The 23,229-nt window shown below is 40.5% G+C and carries 23 protein-coding genes; 11 read left to right on the forward strand and 12 right to left on the reverse strand.

The genetic code is table 11. The features are described from left to right. The first annotated feature begins 28 nt into the window (after positions 1–28). The 4 genes from OQX62_RS06180 to OQX62_RS06195 all read left to right on the forward strand — a co-directional run bounded on the left by OQX62_RS06180 (position 29) and on the right by OQX62_RS06195 (position 3,439). Positions 29–379 carry a winged helix-turn-helix transcriptional regulator gene (locus tag OQX62_RS06180; protein WP_265830546.1) on the forward strand — a complete coding sequence of 117 codons (351 nt, stop codon included), beginning with the start codon at positions 29–31 and terminating at the stop codon, positions 377–379. A 226-nt stretch (positions 380–605) separates the two neighbouring features. Continuing rightward, on the forward strand, positions 606–1,409 hold the full coding sequence (locus tag OQX62_RS06185; RefSeq protein ID WP_265830547.1) for a porin family protein: 804 nt from the start codon (positions 606–608) through the stop codon (positions 1,407–1,409). 30 nt (positions 1,410–1,439) lie between these two features. After that, entirely contained in the window at positions 1,440–2,873 is a 1,434-nt protein-coding gene (locus tag OQX62_RS06190) for a hypothetical protein (protein WP_265830548.1), read from the forward strand. Positions 2,874–3,049: 176 nt separating this feature from the next. Then, positions 3,050–3,439: a hypothetical protein gene (locus tag OQX62_RS06195; RefSeq protein WP_265830550.1), complete on the forward strand. Its 390-nt coding sequence runs from the start codon at positions 3,050–3,052 to the stop codon at positions 3,437–3,439. A gap of 36 nt (positions 3,440–3,475) precedes the next feature. Here the strand turns inward: OQX62_RS06195 and OQX62_RS06200 are convergent, their stop codons facing one another. Then, positions 3,476–3,853: a winged helix-turn-helix transcriptional regulator gene (locus OQX62_RS06200; protein WP_265830551.1), complete on the reverse strand. Its 378-nt coding sequence runs from the start codon at positions 3,851–3,853 to the stop codon at positions 3,476–3,478. A 113-nt stretch (positions 3,854–3,966) separates the two neighbouring features. Between OQX62_RS06200 and OQX62_RS06205 the strand changes: the two genes are divergently transcribed. After that, positions 3,967–5,130 (forward strand): MFS transporter, encoded by a 1,164-nt coding sequence (locus tag OQX62_RS06205; RefSeq protein ID WP_265830552.1) that lies wholly within the window; start codon positions 3,967–3,969, stop codon positions 5,128–5,130. 88 nt (positions 5,131–5,218) lie between these two features. On the opposite strand, the gene OQX62_RS06210 is transcribed toward OQX62_RS06205, so the two are convergent. Further along, entirely contained in the window at positions 5,219–5,968 is a 750-nt protein-coding gene (locus OQX62_RS06210) for a GntR family transcriptional regulator (RefSeq protein WP_265830553.1), read from the reverse strand. 220 nt (positions 5,969–6,188) lie between these two features. Between OQX62_RS06210 and OQX62_RS06215 the strand changes: the two genes are divergently transcribed. From OQX62_RS06215 to OQX62_RS06225, 3 genes are read left to right on the forward strand one after another with little or no spacing between them, the layout of a single operon-like run. Beyond that, positions 6,189–7,994 carry a class I mannose-6-phosphate isomerase gene (locus OQX62_RS06215; protein WP_265830554.1) on the forward strand — a complete coding sequence of 602 codons (1,806 nt, stop codon included), beginning with the start codon at positions 6,189–6,191 and terminating at the stop codon, positions 7,992–7,994. A gap of 4 nt (positions 7,995–7,998) precedes the next feature. Beyond that, positions 7,999–9,432, forward strand: a complete 1,434-nt coding sequence (locus tag OQX62_RS06220; RefSeq protein WP_265830555.1) for a sugar porter family MFS transporter — start codon at positions 7,999–8,001, stop codon at positions 9,430–9,432. After that, on the forward strand, positions 9,416–11,782 hold the full coding sequence (locus tag OQX62_RS06225) for a GH92 family glycosyl hydrolase (RefSeq protein WP_265830556.1): 2,367 nt from the start codon (positions 9,416–9,418) through the stop codon (positions 11,780–11,782). The genes OQX62_RS06220 and OQX62_RS06225 overlap by 17 nt, the downstream gene beginning before the upstream one ends. Positions 11,783–11,956: 174 nt before the next feature. Here the strand turns inward: OQX62_RS06225 and OQX62_RS06230 are convergent, their stop codons facing one another. Continuing rightward, positions 11,957–12,460, reverse strand: coding sequence for a DinB family protein (locus OQX62_RS06230; protein WP_265830557.1), 504 nt, complete (start codon positions 12,458–12,460; stop codon positions 11,957–11,959). A 106-nt stretch (positions 12,461–12,566) separates the two neighbouring features. Beyond that, a complete protein-coding gene (locus tag OQX62_RS06235) occupies positions 12,567–14,555 on the reverse strand; it encodes an ATP-binding protein (RefSeq protein ID WP_265830558.1) in 1,989 nt (662 codons plus the stop codon). Between the two features lie 209 nt (positions 14,556–14,764). Between OQX62_RS06235 and OQX62_RS06240 the strand changes: the two genes are divergently transcribed. Then, positions 14,765–15,640 (forward strand): helix-turn-helix domain-containing protein, encoded by an 876-nt coding sequence (locus tag OQX62_RS06240; protein ID WP_265830560.1) that lies wholly within the window; start codon positions 14,765–14,767, stop codon positions 15,638–15,640. Between the two features lie 65 nt (positions 15,641–15,705). Here the strand turns inward: OQX62_RS06240 and OQX62_RS06245 are convergent, their stop codons facing one another. The 7 genes from OQX62_RS06245 to OQX62_RS06275 all read right to left on the reverse strand — a co-directional run bounded on the left by OQX62_RS06245 (position 15,706) and on the right by OQX62_RS06275 (position 21,014). Beyond that, positions 15,706–16,356, reverse strand: a complete 651-nt coding sequence (locus tag OQX62_RS06245) for an HD domain-containing protein (RefSeq protein ID WP_265830561.1) — start codon at positions 16,354–16,356, stop codon at positions 15,706–15,708. A 122-nt stretch (positions 16,357–16,478) separates the two neighbouring features. Continuing rightward, a complete protein-coding gene (locus tag OQX62_RS06250) occupies positions 16,479–17,162 on the reverse strand; it encodes a DUF4397 domain-containing protein (RefSeq protein ID WP_265830562.1) in 684 nt (227 codons plus the stop codon). 68 nt (positions 17,163–17,230) lie between these two features. Continuing rightward, on the reverse strand, positions 17,231–17,680 hold the full coding sequence (locus OQX62_RS06255) for a DUF2141 domain-containing protein (protein WP_265830563.1): 450 nt from the start codon (positions 17,678–17,680) through the stop codon (positions 17,231–17,233). 87 nt (positions 17,681–17,767) lie between these two features. Next, a complete protein-coding gene (locus OQX62_RS06260) occupies positions 17,768–18,376 on the reverse strand; it encodes a porin family protein (RefSeq protein WP_265830564.1) in 609 nt (202 codons plus the stop codon). Between the two features lie 162 nt (positions 18,377–18,538). Further along, entirely contained in the window at positions 18,539–19,303 is a 765-nt protein-coding gene (locus tag OQX62_RS06265) for a LytR/AlgR family response regulator transcription factor (protein WP_265830565.1), read from the reverse strand. Continuing rightward, positions 19,284–20,321 carry a sensor histidine kinase gene (locus tag OQX62_RS06270; protein WP_265830566.1) on the reverse strand — a complete coding sequence of 346 codons (1,038 nt, stop codon included), beginning with the start codon at positions 20,319–20,321 and terminating at the stop codon, positions 19,284–19,286. The genes OQX62_RS06265 and OQX62_RS06270 overlap by 20 nt, the downstream gene beginning before the upstream one ends. A 93-nt stretch (positions 20,322–20,414) precedes the next feature. Further along, the gene (locus tag OQX62_RS06275; RefSeq protein WP_265830567.1) at positions 20,415–21,014 is read right to left on the reverse strand and encodes a hypothetical protein; all 600 of its coding nucleotides are present in this window, start codon (positions 21,012–21,014) and stop codon (positions 20,415–20,417) included. Between the two features lie 186 nt (positions 21,015–21,200). Between OQX62_RS06275 and OQX62_RS06280 the strand changes: the two genes are divergently transcribed. After that, positions 21,201–22,067, forward strand: a complete 867-nt coding sequence (locus tag OQX62_RS06280; RefSeq protein ID WP_265830568.1) for a DUF808 domain-containing protein — start codon at positions 21,201–21,203, stop codon at positions 22,065–22,067. Between the two features lie 39 nt (positions 22,068–22,106). Here OQX62_RS06280 and OQX62_RS06285 read toward each other — a convergent pair whose 3' ends face one another. Next, positions 22,107–22,307, reverse strand: coding sequence for a hypothetical protein (locus tag OQX62_RS06285; RefSeq protein ID WP_265830569.1), 201 nt, complete (start codon positions 22,305–22,307; stop codon positions 22,107–22,109). 327 nt (positions 22,308–22,634) lie between these two features. Between OQX62_RS06285 and OQX62_RS06290 the strand changes: the two genes are divergently transcribed. Beyond that, on the forward strand, positions 22,635–23,228 hold the full coding sequence (locus OQX62_RS06290) for an RNA polymerase sigma factor (protein WP_265830570.1): 594 nt from the start codon (positions 22,635–22,637) through the stop codon (positions 23,226–23,228). The last annotated feature ends 1 nt before the right edge of the window (position 23,229 follow it).

Here is a 23,229-nt window from a genome sequence, read left to right on the forward strand (position 1 = left end):
CAGTAACTTTTGAGTAACAAGGTAACTTATGACTGAAAACGAATGCCAATTAGGGCACAAAAAGGAGATTATGGCTGTCCACGATGCGATGGACGTTTTGAATGGGAAATGGAAAATTTCTATCATTTCATCCATTTGCTATTATAACAAAAGGAGATTCTCTGATATCCTGAATGATATACCGGGAATATCAAACAAAATGTTGAGTCAGGAATTGAAAGACCTGGAGATCAATAAACTGGTAAAGAGAACTGTGTTAGATACGCAGCCTATAGCTGTTCAATATCAATTATCAGAATATGGCCTAACGTTGAAAACCATTATCAACAACCTGGCAGAATGGGGAATTGAGCACCGAAAAGTAATTAGTGGAAAATAGAAATGGCTACAGTATTTGAAAATTTCAGGGTAATAAGGAAGTCACTAACGGAAATAATTCTGTAACCAAATAAAATGTAAATACTGGACTATTAGCCGTATAGTCAAATTCTTGAAATAGAAATAGAGATCAGTACATAGTATCTGAATAAAATTTATCAAAAATAAGTTCTTGTATTTTATTTTATGTAAAAATTCACTACTTTTGTTGCTTAAGCCAATAATTAATGCACGCTCTCTCTCAAAAGTTGCAATTTTTTGCAATTCATAAGCTATTTTCTGCTTTTATTTTCTGTTTTGCTTTACCTTTTTTATTTTCCGATCACGCAAAGGCCCAGGGTATTATTGATAGCGCTGATGTTCAATTCAGTGATTCTAAATTTGAGATCGGTGTAGCGGGAGGATTAGCTGTAAACAAGTTTAGCAATGGTCAGCCTCAAACAGGAACCAACACCGGCTATGCGGCCGGACTGCTGCTTACCTATCATGTGCATCAACAATGGAGTGTTCAGGTGGAAGCAAGTTTTGTGCAACAGGGTGGTCAGCTCCTGAGCTTTAAAGATGATACGAGATTTGGTTTACCGGAGAGTTTTACGACGAAAAATGTTAAAAACAGCTCCGTTCATTTAAACAGCTTAAACATACCCTTGCTTTTGAGGTATACTATTCTCTTGGAAAAAGACTGGAAACCAGCGCTGTACCTTGGAGGAAGTTATGCTTATAACTTCAATGCAACGGAGCGTTATCAAAAGACAGGTAACTTACTGCCAGGAGAAGATATTATCACTACTGTATCAGACTCAGACGACCTGACCAGCAGGTATAACAAAGATAGATTAAACTTTATACTGGGCGCAGATCTGCGTTTACCACTCTTCAGCAATGTGAAGTTATTATTAGACTTCAGGTATATGGCCGGCCTAAGTCCGGCAAGGAAAAATTATTCTTATATGGAAAAGGTTGGTTTCGGGAGCGATATCAGATCCAACTCTTTTATATCCAGAATAGGCCTTATTATTCCAGTTCTCTAGCCACAAAATCTCAATCCAGAATCAATTCATATGAAATTAAAATTTACCAGACTAATTTTAGTCGCCCTGGCTATCTATGTTGCGGGCTGTTCCAAAGACGAATTTTCCGAAGCAGATGCGATTGCTGCGCAAAAAGAGCTATTGACGCTAAAATACCAGCATGAGCTGGATTTAGAAACTTTAAAACAAAAAGGCGCAAACGCACTGCAGCAGCTTACCAATACTGCTGCTTTAGAACAGCTTAAATTGAATGACAGTTTGGCCCGTGCAGGCGCCATTGCTGCTGCTAAACAAGACTATAGTGTGGCGGTGACTGATGTAGTGACAAATGCGCCGATCGCTGATGCAGATGTAATTGTCTCCTCGGAGGGCAAACTATTCTCGAGTAAAACAAATGCGCAGGGCGTAGCGATGTTTTCTTCCTTATATCTGTTTCCTACCAGTACATTCTTAATCACTAAGACTGGCTATGCAGCAACACATGTGATGTGTAAAGACATCACTTTAGGAACTGCAAAGTTATGGAACACAGCAGAATTGTTAAACGAAATTTCAGGAACATTATATATCGATACTGATTTAACCAATTCGTCAGCAGAAAAAGTTGGAGGAAATGTATTGGTATCAGCCTCTACTAATATTCCAAACGGGTTTAATGGCTCATATAGTGTATCATTCCCAACTTTTACTACACCAACTGGTACTTATTCGCTCAAACTACCTGCCGCTCCAGGCTTATATACACTTAGTTTTGGACAAATCGAAGCAGATCAGAAATTGTATGTTTATGGTACAGAAGATAACGAAGCTAATCCAATTCCTTTCCAATTACCTTTCGTAACTTCAGTTAAGACATATTTTAATGTTAATATCTATAACGCACCTGTTCCTGCAGTAAACAGCCCTGTATATCTGAAATTTCCAAAAGATAAATCAGGAAGGGAGATGTATTTACAAGTAAATGCGAACTATAACAGCAATTCTATTTTCTTGAGTTCCATTTCAGATGGTTATCAGGTAGAGCGGTTGAATATCAGTAATTATAATTATTATAATGGAAATTATTACGATTTAAATCAAAGCACCTATGATGCAAATGTAAAATTAGATGTATCAGTTATTGACATTACAGGAACTATAATCAAAAGTCAGCCCTTGTTAAGTGCAACGACAAATGCTTCTGGAAAAATAGCAAATTATAGTTCGGCAGAAGGCGGATATGGATATGTTCACCTGAGAAGAGATGCTAACGGAGTGCTGGTGCCCAACGCCAAAGGTTTAATTTCAAAAGCTACGCTTTACGATACTTCTCAAAACTTATATGTTCTGAGTTATAATTTAAACTTAAACGTTACTAATAACTTAGGTATCAGTACGACCTATTTTCTTGCTAACAAGGGCGATAAAAAAGTCGTTAACTTTTATTATGGCTCAGGAGACAGCAGAACAAAGAGAATCTTCTAGATAAATCTAATTTATGTATTTTAGAAACCCCTGCAAGTAACGCCTGCAGGGGTTTTGTATGACTCGGAGAAGCTGATGAGTGGGGGAAGTTCGGGCCTGAGATACAGCAAGCGGAATTTTGTAAACCATTTCTTTAGTTAATGCTTTAAAGACTATTTTTGTATAAGCTTAAATCTATGAAGAAAATATTACTGGCCTCTTTTTTATCCATCGCTTCAATTTCAGGATATGCGCAAACCTACAAAGCTATTACCAGCAAGAACAAAACCTATCTTGCGACACTGAAAGGAGTCAGTTATACTTACAAAGACGGAATTATTACCATAAAAAATAATGGTAAGTATAATTTAGGCATTGTAACTATCAATGCCTATTCTAAAGTGGATAGCACCTTGTTCGGAATTGCTTTATTTGACGATGGGCTGGAAAAAGGAAAAACTGATGAGGTTAAAGTTTATTTTACCGCTGATCGTCCTGGAGAAGACAGACATGAACTATCATTGAAAGAGATTGATCAGAAAAATCTGGTATTCTCTTTTGATAAAGCGACCAGAGAAAAACGTTAAACGGAAGAAGGCTTGTTAGAGACAGGTTCTTAATTATTATCCTATAGCAGCAATCTCATCGGTGGCCACTCTCAGTTTAGCTCCCCAGTTGCTTAATTGTAACCAGATGGGGATGAGTTCCTGTGCAATATCGGTCAGCTCATAGTCAACCCGTAATGGAACTTCAGCATAAACAGTCCGTTTAACCAATCCATCTTTTTCAAGTTCGCGAAGCTGCAGCGTCAGCATCCTCTCGCTAATATTTGGAATCAGCTTTCTGATTTCACTGAATCTTAGCTTTTCATGTTCAAGTTTGCATAAAATCAGCAGTTTCCATCTTCCGCCTATTTTGCATACAGCAAAGGTCAGGTCACAGCCTTCTGTGATACACTTTTGATTGACCATATTAGTCGAATTCTCTTTTCTCTTTCCCATCACTTACAAATTTGTTTGTCCCGAACAATTGACTGTACAGGCCGCAAAAGTAACGAAGACTGATAAATTTGCAGCTCATTTTGATTAATAATAAAATAACATAACAAATAATTATGAAAAAATATGCCTACATCGGCTGTCTCGGATTTATTGGAGTGATTACTACAGAATTTGGTGTGATCGGTATTTTGCCACAGATAGCTACATTTTATAAAATAGATATTGATCAGGCTGGATACCTGCTCAGTGCCTTTGCCCTGATTATTGCATTAACCGGTCCTTTTATGACTTTACTGGCTTCCGGTTTCGATCGTAAAAAGGTAATGCTGACGGCCATTTCTATATTCGCTATTACAGGGTTAGTATCATCATTCTCTCCGCCGTTCTGGCTTTTGATGCTGGTTAGGATCATGCCTGCATTCCTCCAGCCTGTTTATATCGCCACAGCTTTGTCTGTAGCAGTTTCAGGATCAGACAAAAAAAATGAGAATGGGTTGATGAGTATTGTTTTCAGCGGAGTAGCTATCGCAATGGTGACAACGGTTCCTTTTGCTACCTATTTAGCCAGCTTGTGGTCGTGGGAATATTCATTTTTTGTTCAGTTTATAGTAAGTCTCCTCGCTTTAACGGGAATTTATTTTGTACTGCCATCCATGCCGGTAAAAGAGAAAAAGTCGTTTGGCAGTGAGCTGAAAGTATTTGGGAAACCTGCTTTTGTGATCAGCATAGCAATGAACTTCTTTATGATTGTAGCCTGGTTTTCCACTTACAGCTATTTTGCAGAGTACCTGAATAAAGCGAAGGGTATGGATAATAAGATGGTGAGTTATATGCTGCTGCTATTTGGCCTAATGGGGGTCTTGTCTAACTGGGTGGCAGGTAAGATGCTCAACAGGAATGTGGCTAAAACTACTGCCTTTTTTCTCTCTGGTACCATATTAATTCCCGTCCTGCTCCATTTTTCAGATGGAAATACCGTCTCCACTTTTATTGTCATAGCGATTTGGGGTTTTCTGTATTCTCCAAGCTTTTTAAACGCATCGACTTATATGATCTCCGCTGTGCCGGAGTCGCTGGAATTTGCCAACAGTCTGGCTACTTCTTTTGGTAATCTGGGTGTTACCCTGGGCACCACTCTTGGTGGCTGGATGATTATGTCGAAAGGGGTAGCGTACAACCCCTGGATAGGAATGGTTTTTGGCCTGCTGGCTTTTGCAATGATTGGCTTAAGGCATGCGCTGGAAAGAAAAAAGCTGGTATCTTGTGAGTCTTTTTAGAAAAAATCCCATGTTGGCCTTAAAAAGAGCGACAAGCGGGCGAGGCTAAATTAAAAAGACCTGTCAAATGGCAGGTCTTTTTTGTTTCTTATCTTGTGCTTTCCAGCGTATAAATAAAACTATCCGCTTTGTAATAACCAATATTATACTCTATCGGACGTTCATTCTGATCATAAACAAATCGTTTTCGAAACAATATAGGGCTCCCTACAGCTATCAATAGTTTTTTTGCGACCAGTTCAACTGCCGCAGTAGCCATTATTTCTTCTTTCGATAAGGTGGCAATAATGTCATGTTCCTGTTCTAAAAGCTCATATAATGGCCTCTTAAAATCATCATCCGGTGTTAGTCCCACGCATGGATGAAAGTAGGAAACGAAAAAAACAAAGGGTTCTTCAGGCCGACCTCTAACCCTTTCCATTTTTAATACAGGCTGATCTTGAGCAATGTTGAAAAAGGCAGCCAGTTTCATATCAGGCAGTTCCCATGAAACATGCAATTCAAAGTTTTTGATGGGGATCCCCCTTAACTTCATCTCCTGCGAAAAGCTTAGCCAGTTATTAGATTTCGAACTGACGGCTCCCTGTACAACCTTGGTGCCGGCCTTTTTCTTTCGGATAAGTAAGCCCTCGAGTACCAGTTTATTAATCGCAATTCTCAGGGTAGTACGGGATATAGACAGCATGTTAGCCAGATCAACTTCATTAGGAATGTTTTTTCCGTTTTGATATTGTTCTTCTGCAATCAATTGCCGCAGCAGATTTTCTGCCTGTGTGTGCAGGGGAACAGTGCTTTCGTGGTCTATACTATAGTGCATGATATTGTTTGCTACAAACATAATGAAATTTGTTTAATCCTTATATGTATATACATTAATATATGATTAAGTAGGTTTTTAGTGTTTTTAGGCTGTATATGTATTGTTAGCTTGAATTATTTAATTTTAATTCTATTATTTATTTCATATGTTTGTACATAATAACCGAATATTTACCGTTAGCTGTCAATTGTTTATAATGAGCTACACCAAATCATCAGCTGATGCATTAATGAATTATATGAGCGAAAAATTATCATCTTATTCCTTTGATATGGAAAGCAGGCTGCGCAAAACTTCCCAGTACTTAATGCCTCCCCAACTCAATAAACCGTTAGTAAAAGACGATGGTTATGATATCTATCCGGTATGCGCTCTGGACGAGCACAAAATTTTTAATGGTTATTGCTCCCTTACTGACTGGATTATTTCAGAAAAAAATGTAGTGATAGATGGCTATGTGGGGGTGTTCTGGGAGAAAATACGGCAAGGGATAAGTGATTGTCTCACAGAAAGAGGTCTGACTGCAAATTGGATTTATACAGCAGACTTTTTATTGGAAAGCGTAGTGATTGATCAGCTGATCGAACCATTTCTTGGGGAAGAAAATGCTGTTTGGGGAACCAAATGTACGCTGACACTCGCAGATTTATATCGGACTGATCAGTTAACTGCTGCAGTTCCTGACCAAAATGCAACCATAAATATCATCATTGGCACTGGCGCAGCACTTGCAAACTGGCAGGCAGCTTTATTGTATGTGGATCTCCCAAAGAATGAACTCCAGTTCAGGATGAGGGCAGGGGTGATCAATAACTTAGGCGCTAAAACGCTGGCCGCACATTCCCGAATGTATAAACGCTTTTATTTTGTAGATTGGGCACTGCTCAATAAGCACAAAAAAACAATATTAAATCAGATTGCTGTCATTGCTGACGGTCAGTGGCCAGACCAGATCAACTGGATGTTCAATGCTGATCTGGTTAAAGGGTTAAATCAAATCAGCACTTCGGTAATTCGCGTAAGACCCTGGTTTGAGCCGGGAGCATGGGGCGGACAATGGATCAAAAACAAGATTAAACAATTGAATACCGAGGTGGTCAATTATGCCTGGTCATTTGAATTGATTGTTCCAGAGAATGGTTTAGTGTTTGAAAGTGATGGCAACCTGCTGGAAGTTTCTTTTGATACACTGATGTTTCATAACCAGCAGCAGGTGCTGGGTAAACATGCCTGCATTTATGGGGATGAATTTCCTATCCGCTTCGACTTTCTGGATACTTTTGACGGAGGAAACCTTTCTATCCAATGCCATCCGCAATTAAAGTATATCCAGGAAAACTTCGGGGAAACGATCACACAGGATGAAACTTATTATATCCTGGATTGTGAACCGGAGGCTACTGTTTATCTGGGCTTTCAGGATAACATTGATCCGGCAGAATTTAAAGCTGCCCTGGAACAAAGTCAGTTGCAAGGGAAGGAAGTGAAGATCACTGATTATGTACAGGAACTCCCTGCACAAAAACATGATCTGTTTCTGATACCCAATGGTACAGTACATAGCGCAGGCAAAGGTAATCTCGTACTTGAAATTAGTGCTACACCTTATATTTTTACGTTTAAAATGTACGATTGGTTAAGGCTCGACCTGGATGGTCATCCGAGACCTATTAATATTGATCATGCCTTTCATAATCTAGATTTTACACGCAAGGGTGCGGTAGTAAAGGAGGAGCTGATTGCTAAGCCCGCTGTTATTGAGGAGGGAGATGACTGGCAGATTGTTCATCTTCCTACACATGAAGCACATTTCTATGCGATACACCGGCTGGAATTTGACGGGAAAATCGAAGTAGATACCCGGCAGTGCTGTCATGTACTCATGTTGGTTGAGGGTGAGTCCCTGCGTATTGAAACTGCTGATGGTACCTGCCACGAATACGCCTATGCTGAGACTTTCGTGGTGCCCGCAGCCGCCAATTCTTACCAGTTAACTAACCTGGGTACAGGTCGTGCCAGGGTGATTAAAGCATTCTTAAAATAAGCTGATGTATACTGAAATAAACCCTCTACAACCTGTCCGTAAAAGTACGGTTTACCTCTACCTGGTCTGTTTAGTCGCAGCCCTGGGCGGATTCCTTTTTGGTTTTGACACCGCTGTTATCTCTGGTACGATTGGTCTGGTAAAAAACGATTACGGCCTGAATGCTGTCAGCGAGGGATGGTTCGTTAGTTGTGCACTCCTGGGTTGCATCATCGGTGTAAGTTGCTCAGGAAAACTGAGCGACTATTATGGCCGTAAGATTGTCTTGATCATTTCCGCAATCTTATTCCTGGCCTCTGCTATTGGCTGTATGTTTTCAGGATCTTTTATCATCCTGATTATCTTCCGTCTGATCGGCGGACTGGGGATCGGCGTGGCCTCTATGGTATCACCTTTATATATTTCTGAGTTTGCGCCCTCGCGCCTGAGAGGTATGATGGTTTCTCTTTATCAGTTGGCACTTACGATCGGTATTGTGGTAGCTTATTTTACAAATGCCTGGCTGGTTGATCATACCGCCGTGCATTATACTGCTGAGGGGATGAAGAGGATATTTACTACTGAGGTATGGCGGGCCATGCTGGGGCTTGGTGCTTTGCCTTCTGCTATATTTTTATTGAGCCTGCTGCTGGTGCCAGAGTCGCCAAGATGGTTGCTGCTCAAAGGGAAAGTGCAACAGGCACTGGCCATCCTGATTAAAATAGACGGACCTGAAGCTGCACAACATGAAATTGAGGGATTCCGTAAACAGGACGATCAGGATATGACTTCTGTGAAGGAATTGTTTAAGCCTGTTTACCGTAAAGCTTTGTGGATAGGTATGTTATTGCCTTTCCTTTCCCAGGTGTGTGGTATCAATGCAGTGATCTATTACGGTCCCCGTATACTGGAACAGGCCGGTTTTACCTTAAGCAGCGCAATGGGCGGACAAGTGACGATTGGCCTTGTAAATGTAGTTTTTACATTTGTAGCGATCTTTACAGTGGATAAATGGGGCAGAAGACCACTCTTGCTGGTGGGGATCTCCGGTGCTGTCATTTCCCTCCTGACCATTGGTGCTTTATTTGCTTTAGGTATCACTTCAGGCCCCTGGATCTTACTTTTTATCCTTGTGTTTATCGCTTGTTTTGCCTTTTCTTTCGGTCCTGTATGCTGGGTAGTGGTGGGAGAGATTTTTCCAAACGCCATCCGGGGTAAAGCAGTGGCCCTGGCTACTTTGTCTTTATGGGTGGGCAATTTTTTGGTGGGACAACTGACGCCGCTGATGTTAGATGGCATTGGCTCATCCTGGACCTTCTGGCTTTTTGCGCTCTGCTGTTCTCCTGCACTGTGGCTCACCTGGAAAGTAATACCCGAAACCAAAGGACGCTCGCTAGAAGATATTGAAGCACACTGGAAAAATGACTATAAAAATAACCAACATGAAATTAAAGTTTAGTATCGCTTTTGTCCTGCTGGCAGCAGCGGCAACTTCCTGTAAGGCGCAAAATCAAGATGTGCTGCGTTATGTAGACCCAAATATAGGTACTGCACATAGTCGCTGGTTTTTTTATACTCCTGCAGCTGTACCCTACGGTATGGCAAAATTAGCTCCTTCAACGAATGGGCATTATGGCAACCCTTCAGGTTGGGAAGCTGTAGGCTATGATACGCGTCAAAACTCTATAGAGGGTTTTGTGCATTTCCATGAATGGCAGGTTGGAGGGCTGAGTTATATGCCGACTACCGGCGAACTGAAAGTTAAGCCCGGCGAGCTGGATAAAGCGGGCAGCGGTTACCGGTCGGCATTCGACCGTAAAAATGAACTTGCTGAACCGGGTTACTATAAAGTTTTGCTGGATGATTATGGTATTACGGCCGAACTTACAGCCACTAAACGGGTAGGCTTTCAGCGTTACCACTTTCCAAAAAACGAGCAATCGCATATTATACTGGATATTGGTAATACCCAGGGCGAGAGCGGGGAAGTAACCGACGCCAATATCCGGATGATCGATGATACCCACTTTGAAGGTTTTATATTTACCTACCCGAAATATGTGAAAATATATGATCCCGCAGGTAAAGTAGCCTTATACTTTTACGGCGAACTCAGTAAAAAACCTTCCGGCGTTACCGCATTTACCGCCAGGACCATTCTAACAAATACAAAAAATGCCCGTGGGCCAGGAGCTGGCTTAGTGCTCAATTATCAGACGGGGGATAATGAATCTATCGAAGTAAAAACAGGTTTGTCTTATACCTCAACTGCCAATGCAAGAGCTAATTTTGTGGCAGAGGCGCGGGACTTAACTTTTGAACAAGCCAAATTCAATGCACAGCGAACCTGGCAGCGGGAGTTGACCAGGATCAGCGTAGAAGGCCCTAATGATCAGGATAAAATAAAATTCTATACGGGTCTTTTTCATGCATTGCTCGGCAGAGGTATTGCCAGCGATGCAGATGGCAGCTATCCCAAACATGCGGGGGCCATTGGGCACCTGCCTGAACAAAAAGAAGAGCATCTTAAAGCGGAATTTATCAATACCGATGCGATATGGGGAGGATACTGGAACCTTACCCAGCTTTGGGCATTGAGTTATCCGGAATGGTATGGCAGCTTTGTGAATACTCAATTACAATTGTACAAAGACCGGGGATGGTTTGGAGACGGAATTGCCAATAGCCAATATGTTTCCGGAGTAGGAACCAATTTTGTTGGCCTTGCCATTGCTGCCGCATATAATTCTGGAATCCGCAATTACAATGTAAACCTGGCTTACGAAGCTGTTAAAGCTAACGACCTGAATTATAAAAACCGGATAGTGGGTGCGGGTAAATTAGATACTAAAGCTTTCTTGCAATACGGCTATGTCCCGCATCTGGAGCAAAAAGGCCGCGATTTCGTAACTGATTCTACAGGTTCTAACTTTTCAGGCTCTCATACACTGGAATATAGCTTTAGTGCTTTTGCTACTGCGCAGATGGCTAAAGCGATGGGTAAAACGGAGGACTATCAACGGCTCATTAAATATTCAAACGGTTGGCGTGCTTTATTGAACCCAAAGAATAAATTGATCCAGCCAAAACGTGCAGACGGGAGTTTTGTGGAAAAATTTGATCCATATCAGCCCTGGCGCGGTTTTCAGGAAGGAAATGCCGTTCAGTATACTTTCTATGTGCCGCAAAATCCCGCTGGCCTGGTGCAGGCACTTGGTAAGGATAATTTCAATAAAAAGCTTGATAGCATCTTTACCGTATCAGAAAAACTTGGCTTTGGTGGCGGCAAAACAATTGATGCCTTTGCGGGGATTAATGCGATTTACAACCATGGGAACCAGCCCAACCTGCACATCAGCTGGTTATTTAACTTCTCAGGTCAGCCCTGGTTAACACAGAAATGGACCCGGTTAATTGCGCAGGACTTTTACGGCACGGAGCCTATTCATGGTTATGGCTATGGACAAGACGAGGACCAGGGACAATTGGGTTCATGGTATGTGATGAACGCACTTGGTTTATTCGATGTCAAGGGCCTTACCGATGCCAAACCGATCATTCAGTTGGGCAGCCCGCTATTTGATAAAGCTGTAATCACTCTAGGTAACAAGAAAAACTTAACAATAGTCACCAAAAATAACTCCGCCTCGAGCTTCTATGTACAATCAGCATCTTTTAATGGAAAGACATTAAGTAACTGCTGGTTATATCGTGAGGAGTTAATGAAAGGTGGCGAGCTTGTCTTCACCATGGGGAATCAGCCCAATAAAAATTGGGGAACGACTACACCACCGCCCTCCGTACAATAATAGCAGGTACTTATCAATGATATGTGGTAATTTAAATAGCATAAAAACGATTTATCTTGCTCTAAGGAGTGAGAATGAGGCGCTGAACACGATGCCAGACCGGACTTTAGAAATTCAAAAAAAATAGCTAAACAAGGTAGGTCTTCACGCTAAATAGCTATTGAGACTCCGGCATTAAGGATTTTGACTTTCCTCAAATGTAGGGCCGTACAAACCAGGTACTTTATTGCCTGTAGCGCGGAGGTAAACAATCAGCTCACCGCGATGGTGGTAAATATGATTAAATAAAAATCCGCGGGTCACTCTACTTCTTTTCATGGGACCCAACACTACCTGATCACCCATTTTCATTGTCCATTCATCTTCTAATTTATCCTCTGTGAGAGATTTCAAGGCAACTCTAGCTTTCTCCACATTACTTTCAAAATGAGCCAGAGTAGCATTGATGTCACCGGGATCACCCACTTTAAGCTGATCAGCAGCCATATCGTACACCTCTTGAGTCAGTGTCCCCACATACCAGTAGTAAATGGTGGCAATGTGCTGCGCAAGCTGACCCATTGTCCAGGAAATTTCTGAGGGTTGGTAGCCCAGATCTTTTTCTGGTACCATCTGCAGTAGTTTGCGTGTGCTACTTACTTCATGTTCGAATTCTTCAATCAAATATTTCAGTATCATAACCTTATTTTTATGAATATAACAAAAGACACAAAAGCAAAGTTTGATAAAATCTGATTGTCTGTGGTCAGTATGAATTAAATGTCACGATTAGCGTGGAACAAACTTATACTGGCAGGCTAAAATAGAATGTAGAACCATGACCATAACTGCTTTCTGCCCAAATTTTACCATTGTGGCGATGAATAATCTCTGCACTAAGATATAGTCCGATGCCGAAACCAGAGATGTTCGGCATTGCTGAGTTGTCTACTCTATAGTAACGTTCAAAAAGCCGCTCCTTATCGTCCGGCCTGATACCGATCCCGTTATCTTTGATACTAATTACAATTGTATCTTTCATTAATGCAGACGAGAGCTCAATCTGTTGCCCTATGGCAGAATACTTCAGCGCATTAGTCAGCAGATTATTCACTACCTGACCTATCTTATTGCGGTCTCCATTAATGAAAACAGGTGCTTTTTGCTCAAATATGATAGGATGAGAAGAGGTCGTAATTCTGAGTTCGGATGTTACTTCTGCGATGAGTTCTTCTATATCGAAACTTTGAATAGCTAACTGAATTTTACCTGCTTCCAGACTTGATAAATTCAGGAATCCGTTGATCATGGTCGTCATTTTATTTACCTGATTCCCGGCTTTATCAAGGGCCAGTGCAGCAAAGCTATCTTGAACCATTTTGCCCTGGAGCAATTGTATATATCCCTTCAGCGAGGTAAGCGGAGTTTTCAGCTCGTGGCTTACCATACCTATAAAGTCATTCTTCCTTTGTTCATCCTGTTTGCCCTCTGTGATGTCCTGTAAAGTTCCGTTCAGACTAACAGGTTGCTGCTCCTGGTCAAATGTTGCTTTACCTTTGGCTCTTACAATGCGTGAGATTTTGGTTTTGGGATTAACAATGGTATATACGATATCATAATTACTTCCTGATGAGTAGGTGAGGGCCGTGCCAATAGCAGAAACAACCCGTTGCCGATCAGTTTCGGCTATAACGTCAATCGCTAGTTTAAGATTAATCTTCTCATCCGGTTGTAATCCGAACCATGACTTCAGTAAATTATTCCCTGAAAACAAGTTAGTCACCGGATCATAGTAAAAAGTACCCAGCTCTCCAGCTTCAATAGCCAGGTTGAGCATGTCCTGCGCACGCATCACTTCATGCTGCGTTCTGATCTTATCTGTAATTTCATCCAGAATCACCATCACGCCATTCACTTCACCACTGGCATTCCTGATGGGTTGATAAATCGAATTAACGTAGGCCTCACGCAGTTGGCCCTGATCATAAAGCATCACCCTGAATTCATTGTTGGTACGGGTGATACCTGTATTGAAAACGTCATCAAGCCATTGATAAACAGGCTGACCTTTCAGTTCCGGTCTGGCAATATGGTGAGGTTTGCCTACTACATCCTCTTCCCTTCGTCCCCATATACTAAGGATACTTTTGTTGGCCATTTCAATGGTATGCTCAGGCCCGCTAAATATACCTATACCTACAGGTGCCTGCTCAAAGATACTCCGGATACGATCTTCACTTTCTATCAGTCTGTCGTTCGATAGCCTGAGTTTTGATTGCGTTTCGGCCAGTTCTTCATTGGTGGAACGCATTTCCTCAATCATGGTTTCCTGCGCCTCATTAATTGCAGAGAGGTCTTCATTTAACCTTTGTTCGTAAATCTCTTTTTCCTGAACCAGTTCCCATGCCCTCATCCGATCGGTTACATCTATTGCCGTGTTGATAATTGCATAGGTTTTACCGGTGTCATCCAGTACAGGGCGGTACTCAAAATCAAAGTATCTCTGGATCAGATTACCATTAATATCAATATTTGCGGGTGTATCTTTAGCGATATAAGGTTCTCCGCTTATCCATACTTCTTTTAAGATAGGTATAAAAGGTTCAAATTCGGGAGCAACGGCTAAAAGAGCGTGACCAATGATGTCGTCCTGCTTATTCCAAAGGTTCAGCATAGCGTTATTGATAAACCCAATATGCATTTCCTCACTGCTGTAGATAACAGTTGCTTCTCTTGATTGAGCAAATATCTTCAGATACTGATCTGCAGTGAATAGGTAGTTACGATCGGTCATTGGTATAATTACGGAATTCAAAGATACAAAGATTCTATAAAATGTTGATTAGCATACCGGAATTCCGGAGGGATAAATTACTGTCTGGCGTATAAATGGTTGCGGAAATAGTTTCAACAATAAGATGATACCAGCTTTACCTGAAAATGCTGATGCGGGCACTATATTTTGTTATTTTTGTTGATACACAATAATCAGATTCTGTTTATATGGATTCATCGATAGCAGTACCCCTGGAAAAGGAAGTTTCAGACTCCTTTTCTATAACCTTTAAAGATGGCAGTGAGCTTTTTGGAATTCATACGGCAAATCGTTTGCGGTATAACAGGATGATGCTGGTCAACAAGGGAACGGGCTCCGTATATATAGATGATGTAGCTTATGCAGTGGCTGATGATCAGCTTTTTCTGATCTCGAAAGGACAAATATTAGCATTTGGCGAAGGGAGCGTTTTCGAAGGTTTCAACCTTGTTTTTGGCGACTGTTTCTGGCAAAGAACCCCTTCAAGTGCCAATAACTGCAAGGCGGTGTTGTTTAATAATGCTGCAGACAATCAGTTGCTGCCATTGGAAGCTGATGATTGTGCAGAACTTAAATTTTTCTTTCAGTCTTTATACAGGGAGTTTGAAAAGGCCGGGTATATAAATAAGCTGGATGCTTTGGCAGCCTACCTCAAGATCATCATGATTAAGGTTGCAAATGTCAATGCCTCCCTTACAAAGGGGATTGACAGTTTTGAAAAACAGTTGTACAGGCAGTTTTTAGCATTAATCAGTGTAAATTACCATCAGTCACATGAAGTTTCAGATTATGCGCGACAGATGGGAATCCCTTCAAGGAAACTCACTGCGCTTTCCAAAAGATGCAGTGGAAGAGGTGCGAAAGAACTGATCAATGGACAGCTGATAGCAGAAGCAAAAAGGTCTCTTCAGTTTTCTTCCAGACCTGTAAAGGAAATAGCTTATGAACTAAATTTTTCGACACCCGATCAGTTCAGCCATTTCTTTAAAAAGAATGTAATGGTGTCGCCTCAGGATTACAGAATGCGGTTTGTGACAAGCATTGCCCCCTCTTCAATACCTTAGAAAGGAATGATTTTTTTATTTGATAAACGCAGACAGGATTTTGTCCGTCTGCGTTTATATCTGAGTTATTCGCTCCAGGGTGAATGTAAAATACAATCACAGAAATTCTTTCTGTGAAAATTAGGTATCATGTAGGCGCATACATCTGCTTTAATATTGCCAAATGTAGTCTCCGTTTTATGTTCAAAGCCACTAAAGAAAGTTGGAATAATATTTTCCTTAAAATCAGTCCGGGGAAATGCACCGATAATTTCCAGTCTGTTTGCTTCAGTAAGCTGATCATATCCATCACCCATCACATCAAGACCTACTCCGGAATACATCATCGCTACCTCCGGTTCTTTATGCTCAGCAACGCCGATAGTAGTATGCAATGCAATCGTATCCCATACCAATTGTATTGATTCCTTAGGTAAACCATGACTCTTCAGGAAGTCGCGGGCGGCATTTGCGCCGTCAACCTCAAATCTTAAATCTGCACTGCTGTATTTTTTAGTAAGACCCAGATCGTGAAATACCGAGCTTACATAAAGTAATTCCGGGTCATACTTCAGCTGCTGACGCTGTCCGTTAAGGGAAGCAAAAAGAAATACCCTCAGGGAATGGTTATAAATGAATTCTGTTCCATGCTCCAGCAAAAGCGCTGTGGCCTGACTTGCAATGCTACTATCAGGAATGGTAATCCCGGCTATTTTCTTGAATGTATTTACTGACATAATGTTTTTGTTTTTGTCAAAATTATTGATCCGGTTGACGGTTTTAATGACAAAAACAACTGTTCAGATGTTAATTTCAACCATGCAGGTAAATCACGTTTAACTGCACGGTTGAAATTGATTTAGTTGTGGAGAACGGTATTGGCCACCATACTGCCATCTGCTGCATCCGTAAAATAAATGGTGTAGATTTTTCCTGCCTGTAAATCGGGTAAGTTAAAGGTAGCCGAATTATTATTTCCGGTGAGGCTGCTGATCTGGACTGTAAAAGTACCAGGGGCGATGAATTTATATCCGCTGTCTTCATTCCTGGGCAGACTGCTCACCAGATCATCTCCCGATCCATTTCTGATCTTCACTACAGAGGGACCGTTGTCACTGAAGTCGATGAATTTTACTTTTACCTGGTTGTTATTTGGTGTTCCAAGATCGTCTGTGAATACTTTGACCCTTGCTTTTGAACCCTGACCTGCCAGATATACGGTTTGGATAATGTTGTTTGCTGTCCATATTTCTCCGGATGCGAAAATACTGTTTGTAGTTGAGTTTTTGAATTCACCCACAAGCCTTGTTCCGGATGGACTGGTGATATAATCTGAGGATTCTTTGTAGTTTAGTCCATTGCTCACCAATAAGGTACCTGCAAGGGTAAAGGTTTGCGGGCCTGAGGTGGGTGACGCGTTCACCACCTTAAGGCGGAATTGTCCGGAATTATCGACGTCATTCTTCTCACAAGATGAAAATGTTGCTGCTACGATCAGGGCAAGGCCTGCGAGCATATTGATGTGCATTGATGGTACTTTCATGGTAATTGTTTAAAATTGTTATTAGCTGTTTATGGTTTTATTGCAGGCATCTCTGGCTGCAGGAAGGCCTACATGTATTTTACTTTTATGATGATCTTAGATTGTGTTTTAAGATCCGTTTTGAATTCATTGAATAGTGGTTTCTTCATTTTTTCCATGAAGAAATTAGAGAATCCAAAACCTTCTTTTGGTATACCGATAAAATTTTTGTCGATATGCCCGTTGCCATTTTCATCATCTACCATGGTAAACCCGTAAATGCCCGGTTCAAGTTCAAGCTGAACTTGGAGTGCTCCGTTTGCCATTCCCTTTTTATCAAAAATGAAATTTTTAAAAGGTTTTTGATCCTGATAGCCCTTATCGTCTTTGAAAACCTGGATGATGACTTTTCCTTTAACAGACTTTAATCCTGTAATGGTTATTTCTGTTTTCTGCGGAATTAATGTAAAAGAACTAAGAATGATCATCAGCGTACCTATGAGCAGGCAGATGTTTGTATAAAGATTTCTTTTAATCATGATATGATGTGTTTTGAAGTGGTAGAAGCTAAATGAATATTGCATTAGCCGTTAACTACGGGGTGATCGTTATAGCTTGATATGGATCTAAAAAGTATAAAAGATACTGGCTTGTATACTGTTATTAGTGATGTCGCCCAAAACCGGATTGGGTACCTCCTGAACTTTCTGAAATCCGTAAACATATCGGGCATCGAAGCCTAAACCTATACTGGATTTATATCCCAAACCGCCAGCCATACCGAAGTCAATTTTCTTTGCAAACTTGGTATCGGTTAGTCCCCCTATATCTTCTTTGACTTTAAAACCTGCCTGAGGGCCTGCTTCTACAAAAAATCCGGAATTGGTACGGTATTTAAAAAGGATGGGCACAGCAGCGTAGGAAAGTTTAATCTCTTGTCCGCCTGGTAGGCCATTCTTCACTTTAGCACCCTGCATCACATACAGGAATTCTTCCTGAACCATAAAATTAGGACTAAACTTGTAGGCGATAGTTAGTCCGGCCTGAAATCCCGGAAGTGGGTCGGTTGCAAAATTTGCTTTGTTAAAATTACTGGCATTACCACCTGCGGTGATACCGAATTCCAGTTTACTGAGGATTTTTTTTCCGAAACTTTGGTTTTCTGGTGCTTCCTGACCAAAACCTTTGATTGACACAGCAACCAATACGATTAATGTAAATACTAACTTTCTCATGTTTTCTTTTTTATTTGACTGTACGCGCTGCTTTTTGGTAATCAGCGTTTATTTAAGTCAAAGGTGCATTACTGCAGAAAGGCTTTTAAGCAAAATTCACCCGAAGCGGGCAAAACCAAAGCTGGACTGACCTATAATAGGAGAAAGCAAATTTCCTGAACATTAGCCAGCAGATAACCATTTCAGGAATTGAGGTGCTTTTGCCTTACTTACAATAACTTTTTCAGAGAAGGGAAATGTTAGGTTGACAGACAGCTTCCTGGAAAAGAAACTGGAAACGTCAACAATTGCCTTTCTGCATACCAGATTTTGTCGGTTTACGCGAAAAAAGGAACTTCCGGACAAACGTTCCAGTTCATCCAGGTTTTTGTTTGGATAGAAGGTTTTTCCGGAAAAAGTCAGCAGATGGATAGTTTCATTTTCAAGATAGAACATGGCGATATCGTCCAGGTTTACGGGAATGATCTTATCACGGTGATAGACGAGTATAGATGCAGCTTTTTCAACATCCTTACCGGCAAGTAATTTAAGCAGGGCATCATATTGGGGAGTCTGATCTACAGAGAATATCTTCTTTAGCTGCTGATACTTTTGTAGCGCAAGCTGCAGGGTTTTAGTCGTAAAGGGCTTCAAAATATAGTCTATACCATTAGCTTTGAAGGCATCCAAAGCATATTCGTCATAGGCAGTGCAAAAGATTACAGGGACTGCCATAGGGCAACTGATAAATATCTCAAAGCTGAGCCCATCACCCAATTGTATATCACTGAAAATAAGATCAGGCTCCTCATTGTTCTTAAAATAAGCTATACCCGTTTTAACCGACCTGATTTGCACGATTTCTACAGGCTGTTCTATCAGTTTTCTGATATTTCTCTCCATCTCATCAGCCACAATTGCTTCATCTTCAATGATTACTATGTTCATTATTTAATAATTTAATACTTACAGAAAATGTGTTTTCATCTTCTTTGATCACGATGTGATCTCCAGACCACAATCTATACCTTTCAGCAAGATTGGCTAATCCGTAATTGGTAGACCGGACTTTCAGCGTTTTACGCTGAATATTATTGGTTACAACCAGATAATCCTGCTGCTGAGTAATAACAACCCTTAAGGGATCTTCAAGAGTGAAGTAATTGTGCTTGATTGCATTTTCCAATAGGGGTTGCAAGGAGAAGGCAGGCAGATAGTAGCTATCCTGAGCTTCATCTGTTACCTCAATTATGCAGTCCAGCGCAGCACCAAATCTGATGCGCTGCATTTCCAGATAATCGTATGATAAGTTGATTTCATCTTTCAATTTTGAAACATTAGCACTTTGGTGATAAATAGAAGCTCTTAAGAAGTTGGCCATATGCACGATATAGTCATCTGCAACCTGCGTGTCTTTATGGTACAGTGCTTTGAGTGTATTCAGTGCATTGAACAAAAAATGAGGGTGAATTTGTTGTTTCAACGCCAGGTTCATGGCTTCTGCGTTAGCAGTTTTTAAGCGGGAAAGTTCAAGCTCGCTGTTCATCTTGTGTTCATACAGCAATACTGAATCATGCAGCAGGGTAATGAGTGTATTGATGACAATGCCTGATCCGATAAAGGCCAGGAGAGAACCCATCTCCCAGAAGGACCATTGTTTACCACTGACGTAACCAAAGGCCGGTCGTAACAGCAGATAGATAAATATACTAACCAGATAGGTGAACAGGCGCCTTAAGAATGAAAATTTATTTGACCTGATGGAAAGTTTCCTGGCCAGTATGATCATTATACTGATATCTGAAAAGCCTACCAGAAGAATACCAGACATAGTCAGCAAGGTGAATGATATAATATGGGACGGCCTGTCCGTATGGGATGCAACAAGATAAAAAATAAAACCAATGATGATCGTTTGTAACCAGGTCAGGCGACTCAGACGTTTTAAGGGTAATTTTTCTGGCATGAGTAAATATAATGATTGTGCTGTTATCACATCATTATTAATAGCTGAAGCGGACAAATTCAAGTTTGAAATAGCGCGATTGGCTTTCGGATCCTAATAGAACTCTTTTTCAAACGGTTTGAAATTTTGCAGCTTCGGCAGAGGCCTGATCATAGTGTTAAATTTGTTTTTTATCAAAAATTTATCAGAACCCAATAATTGGCTTTTCTCATACCTTTCACCTGTGATCAGGTTGAAGTTTTTTACCATCGTGGTGTTTTTACCATTGTAGTTGAATATTGACACAAAGATTAGCTCGAAATTGCCATTTCGCAATTTGAAATGATGTTCAGCATGACCGTCCCTGACCTCGGATCTCATAATTAAGATGCCTTTTTCTATAGAGAAATCAGGAATCTGATAGCCATTATGTTTTCCTTTTTTATGAGCGGGATACTGTGGCTCAATTAGTCGGGTAGATGAGACTACTAACCTGAATTTCTTATTTGGTTGCGCAAAGAAAATCTGTAATCTCAATGGAACCGTCGCATCACTTGTATCCATCATTACCACTACCCGGTCAGCTCGTCCGTCTTTATTTAAGTCGCCTTCCTCTTCCCTCACTTGTTCACTAAAATTATCCTTTAACTTTTTGTTTTGCGCGTAAGTACTGAATTGAATCAAAAGTAAAAGGACCAGGAGTATATTTTTCATGTTCAGGGTAATTTTTTCTTTTAATTTAGTGATACTGATTGATTTTTTTCATCGCTACTTAAAAGTGAAGTAACCGCGGATTGTATAAAAGTAGTCTTCTTTGTCTATTTATATAGATATATACGGCTGTTTAGTTTATAATTCGAAATCGTATTCATATTTTGCAAGCCTACTAATGAAATAAATATGGCTTCAGGTTTTTTTGCGATTTTAGATGATATAGCTGCTTTGATGGATGATGTTGCAGTAGCAGCAAAAGTGGCAACAAGAAAAACTGCTGGTATACTGGGGGATGATCTGGCGGTGAATGCGGAAAAAGCTACCGGCTTTCTTTCTTCCCGTGAATTGCCGGTACTTTGGGCAATTACCAAAGGGTCTTTATTGAATAAGGTGATTATTGTTCCTATCGCATTATTGCTAAATGCTTTTTTTCCGATAGCTATTAAATTTATATTGATTTTGGGAGGGTTTTACCTTGCCTACGAGGGGGTTGAAAAGATCGTTGAATATTTGTTTCACCGGCCCACGGAAGGTCATGAAGTAGTTGAAGAAATTAAACAGTCTGATAGTGATGCAGAAAAAGCAAAGATCAAATCGGCCGTAACAACGGATTTCATTCTGTCTGTAGAGATTGTAATTATCGCATTGGGAACAGCTTTAGAAAGCAGCCTGACCATTCAGATCATAACTGTTTCAGTAGTTGCATTACTGGCTACAATCGGTGTTTATGGTATCGTTGCCATTATTGTCAGAATGGATGATACGGGTTATAAATTAATTAAGCGTGCTGATGATAAAGGTGTTTTGGCGAGTCTGGGACATTTACTGGTTAAGTCGCTTCCAATTATTATTAGGGTATTAGCTGTTGTCGGAACCATCGCATTGATTCTCGTTTCCGGAGGCATATTTGTACATAACATAGATTATTTTCATCATTTACTGCCAAATATTCCGTCAATGGTGAAGGAGTTTGCCCTTGGATTGGTGGCAGGATTTATTGTAGTAGGGGTTGTAACAGGTGTAAAAAAGGTTATTTCATTATTCAAGAGCTAAGTTTAATGCTTGAATAATGGCTGTCTTATTATTTGAAATCTAATTTCTTTTTACCTGGAATTCCCAGTCTCCGTAAATCTCCTGAGCTTCTTCTGCCTCTCTTACAAAATAAGGGTCATTACCGTGATCTTTGACCTTATTGGTCACGATTGCGTCAATTGCACTACGCGTGAAAAGTCTGCCGGCAAACTTTTTAGTAGGATCCGATGGAAAGATTAAAGGACCTTCGTGGAACCGCATTGCAGGAGAAATTAAAGGAGCTTTTACATTAAGAGGTTGATGTTTAGGAATAGTTACTAATAAAAACGCAGATAGTGGATGCCTCAGCACTTTTTTTATTTCAAAATCCGTCTAAGATTTTGAAAAACTATTGTTTAGGGGTTTAATGTATTTGTTTAATAGGATTTTAGGCGGCATTACTTCCTGAAATTACAGAAAATGGAAATATACTAGTCGAATGAATTTATAATCTGTTTAAAGTGGCTAATTTTTGAAACATCTGCTTCGAATTCCTAACAATTTTTCATATTTGGCGATGCGATCTAAGGTTTTGCAAATAAATAGATTATGATTTCCGATGAACAAAAGGCTTGGGATGAATTCAGATATGGAAGTGAAACCGCTTTAAAATTCATTTTCGACAGCTATTATACCCTTCTTTTCAATTATGGGCATAAGTTTACACCAGATGATCATGTCATAGAAGATGTGATTCAGGATCTGTTTGTAAAACTTTGGGTAGATCGTGACAAGATCAATGCAACAGCTGCTGTTAAAAACTATATCTATAAAGCTTTCAGACGCCGGTTAATTCGTAAGCTTGATTACGCACCATTGATTATGGCTTTCCCGGCTACGGAAGAAAAAATACATTTTGATATAGAACCTGGTCATGATCATCGTATGATCAGCGCGGAAAGAACAAAAAAAATACAGCATAATCTGGCTATAGCACTGGAAAAGATGACTTCCCGCCAAAGAGAAGTGATACATCTGCGTTACTTTGAAGAAATGGAATTCAATGACATCGCTGAAGTCATGCAATTATCGACCAAAGACACATATAAACTGCTCTACAGAGCAATTGATACCCTGAAAAAACATCTCCCAAGATTTGACTATCTGGTCATTCTTTATCTGCTGGACCTCCAGAGAAAATAAT

The sequence above is a fragment of the Pedobacter sp. MR2016-24 genome, from assembly GCF_026239655.1.
Taxonomy (GTDB): domain Bacteria; phylum Bacteroidota; class Bacteroidia; order Sphingobacteriales; family Sphingobacteriaceae; genus Pedobacter.